The organism is Bacteroides sp. GM023, from assembly GCF_014750685.1.
Classification (GTDB): domain Bacteria; phylum Bacteroidota; class Bacteroidia; order Bacteroidales; family Bacteroidaceae; genus Bacteroides.
This window is the reverse complement of sequence record NZ_JAAXGE010000033.1, coordinates 1-2,443: the sequence shown is the minus strand read 5'-3', so window position 1 is coordinate 2,443 and position 2,443 is coordinate 1. Positions and strand designations below refer to the sequence as shown.

The window sequence follows — 2,443 nt, the reverse complement described above, 5'->3', positions numbered from 1 at the left end:
GTGATTGCTTGGGAGAAATGTACATTATGAGTAAATACCTATAAGAGTAGGGCTAAGTATACATTCTTATTAGAGCAATAGCTGATTTATAATATTTGACTCAGAATCACTCAAACAAATATATGGGGCTTATTTATTGTAATTAATAATAGAAGCAGAAATAATCTTCTATCACTCCTGCTATTTCATAATTCCCTTTATTAATAAATCGGAGGAAATAACGACTGTACATACAATTTGCATGCATAATCATTCTTTAAAGATTAAAATCCGTTAGTAATAGAGCATTTCTTATTCTTTCTTCCTTCTCAAAGTAAGCTAAATAATTCTCAGTAACAGCTAAATTGGAATGCCCTAAACTTTCGGAAATATAAGAAGTTTTAGCACCGGCACGCTTTAGAACAGTGGCGAACGAATGCCTTGCAGTATAAGTTGTTAGTTGGGAAATCCCCGTACCTTGAGCTATTTTCTTAAGTCTTCTGTTGCATTTAGTAACAATACGTCGAACCAGTCTGATTCTTTCAAATGCATTTTCAGTTCCATTAGCATATTTAAAGATGTATGTTTGTAGACTCAACTTCGGATTACCCCATCTATGAATGATATCCCACATTTCAGGAGTTATAATCGCATGAATCTCTTTACTATGTTTTGCTGTTCTAGATGTTTTGGAGCGCACGAAACATATTTCTCCATCTACAATATTTGAATACTGTAAAAACAGTAGATCCATGAAATTAATTCCATTACATAAATAAGAAAACACCCATAAATCCCGAAATTCTTCCATATCTTTTGTACCATCTTGGTAGGACATGACTTTTTTAATTTCAGGAAGAGTAAGAGCTAATTTACGCCCGCAGCCTTCAGGTATTTCATATTTGTTCTTTCCGAAAGGGAAAGATGATTCTTTCAATATACCATCTCGTACAGCGCGATTTAATATACACTTTAAAGCTCGAAAATAAATGCTAATACTGGAGTAGCTTTTTCCTTTCGAAAGCCAGAAATGTTCACAACGCTTAAGCCAATCTGCCGTAATTCTTTCTAAAGGAATAAATGTACCACCAAAACTTTCTATGCTTTTTAGTGCACTTTGATAACTCAAGTAGGTACTTGCTTGATCATTATCTTTCAACTCTTTCATTTTTAGTTCAAAAGCACTATGCAGATTCATATCTTTTATCTGTCTTCCTAGCCTAAAGTTCAAAGTATCAATGGAAAATTCTCCCTTTTGTATAAGTTCATTAATCTGTTGCTTGATATTAGAAAAACTACTTTCTATATCGCATCGTACTTCAGTTAACAACTTACTTTTAGCTTTTAGCAATCTTTCCCAATCTTCTTTTGATAACTCCTTTCCAGTAGAGTAATATTTTTGCTTTCTTCTGAATACCACTTGAACTTTAATTGGAAATAATCCATTCTTTTTTGCCCTTCTGGTATCTAATATAGTTAATACTGAAACTCCCTCTCTTGAATATTTGAACATAAAATGAATATTTAAATCTATACATTATTGAGGCATACATCAATTGTATGCAAAATGTATGCAAAGATAATAAATCAGCTTATTTTTCATGAATGTATAAGATTCTATTTATCAAATATTTATGTATCTATTTTTCAATTAGGAATTTGTTTTTCTTCTTTTTTTCTAAAAAAAATCTTATCTTCGTTTAGTAAGGTTATGACATAAAATGTATTACTGTTGAATAAGCGCTTATAGAATTTGTTTTAAGTGTAACCTTTAAATTTATCAATTATGAGAGACAGAGATACATGAAACCTTTGTGTGAAAGCGGTAATATCACTTACCGATTCTATTTAAAAATTCCTAAAAACTATTTCTAACTAAAAAGAATAAGATGAAAGAAATCATAAAACACAAGTTTTCGTACTTGTTATTCTTCCTTTTGTTGGTTTCGTCTTTTGCTTCTGTTTGCGGGCAAGAACGAACAATCACTCTTAATCTATCAAAAGCACCCTTAAACACTGCATTGAAAGAAATAGAGAAACAAACTTCAATGTCAGTAGTCTATAACACAAATGATGTTGATATTAATCGAATTGTATCCATTAAAGTAACAAAAGAATCTTTGAATAATGTAATGAATCAGTTATTCAGAGGAGTTAACATCAGTTTTTCAATAGTAGATAATCATATTGTACTTTCTGCAAAAAGTAATAAAGAAGATCAGCAGAAAAAGACACCAATCGCAGCAAGTGGTACTGTAACAGATTCAAAAGGAGAACCACTAATCGGAGTTAGTATCTTGGTGAAGGGAACTTCAAACGGTACTATAACTGACATGGATGGAAATTTCAAAATACAAGCTGCTAAAGGCGATGTACTTGAAGTATCCTATATCGGTTATGCCTCCCAAGCAATCACACTAACCAATGCACAACCTTTAAAAATTAGCATGGGAGAAGATGCCCA

Annotated in this window: 2 protein-coding genes; one reads left to right on the top strand and one right to left on the bottom strand. The window is 31.8% G+C overall.

The window, feature by feature from the left end:
* Positions 1-256: 256 nt before the first annotated feature.
* Entirely contained in the window at positions 257-1,492 is a 1,236-nt protein-coding gene (locus HC965_RS26550; protein WP_191034212.1) for a site-specific integrase, read from the bottom strand.
* 376 nt (positions 1,493-1,868) lie between these two features.
* Between HC965_RS26550 and HC965_RS26545 the strand changes: the two genes are divergently transcribed.
* Positions 1,869-2,443, top strand: a 575-nt coding sequence (locus tag HC965_RS26545; RefSeq protein WP_191034211.1) for an STN domain-containing protein, incomplete at its 3' end; no start/stop codon positions are given.